At 55.9% G+C, this 728-nt stretch carries 1 protein-coding gene; it reads left to right on the forward strand.

Annotated elements, in window-relative coordinates:
• Window positions 1-11: 11 nt before the first annotated feature.
• Window positions 12-728: hypothetical protein (locus CPT76_RS35715; protein WP_219845501.1), on the forward strand; the 717-nt coding region annotated here is incomplete at its 3' end.

The raw sequence follows: 728 nt of genomic DNA on the forward strand, positions 1-728 counted from the left end.
CGCAGGAATATATGCAATTCGAAGCGTCCTTCGGGCAGGACTCCTACGCGATCGCTCTGCGGCAAGGGGAGAGCACCGGTCCGCTGACATTTCGGATGAACGGGGCAAAGGCGCTGCCGGGGACCAACCGCTTTCCGTTGAAGTTATCCCTGCCGGACGGAGAACAAATGGAGGCGGAAGCTTCGTACACGGATTGGACCCTAAAGCTTGCAGCTGGTGTGAAGCTGCACCATATTCCGATCGAACAGGCTTTTAACGCAAGGGCCGGCGATTTGTTCCGTATAGAGTATTTGTCGCCGAGAAGCCCCTTTTGCTCGCTGCAGGTCCCGATCCATTTAATTCCTTCCAATTGGTGCGTAACCCGATCGATCGGCATGGAACTCATCAACGACCTTCTGCTGAGCCGCCAGGTCAACGCAAACGGACTTGTGGTGACGGAAGCGGGGGTATCTTTTTTGCAGCAGCGGGATCCGCAGCTTCCTAACGGTGCCTTTGCTTCCCGTTGGGACGTGTTTCCGGACTCGCTTGAACTTCCTGTCGGCTGCAGCGGCCGGCGGATCTATTTGCTGCTGATCGGTTACACGAACCAAATGCAGTGCGGCGTTGTCAACGCGGATATTGAAGTTATTTACCATGACGGTGAAGCTGAGATCCATCCGTTGGTGGCTCCGCGAGACTTCAGGTCCATGGAGAAAGGACCGGAGACGGAGCGGGATTGTGACCAAGCT

Origin of the sequence: Paenibacillus sp. AR247 (genome assembly GCF_002968895.1) — a bacterium.
GTDB classification, from domain to species: Bacteria; Bacillota; Bacilli; order Paenibacillales; family Paenibacillaceae; genus Paenibacillus_AQ; species Paenibacillus_AQ favisporus.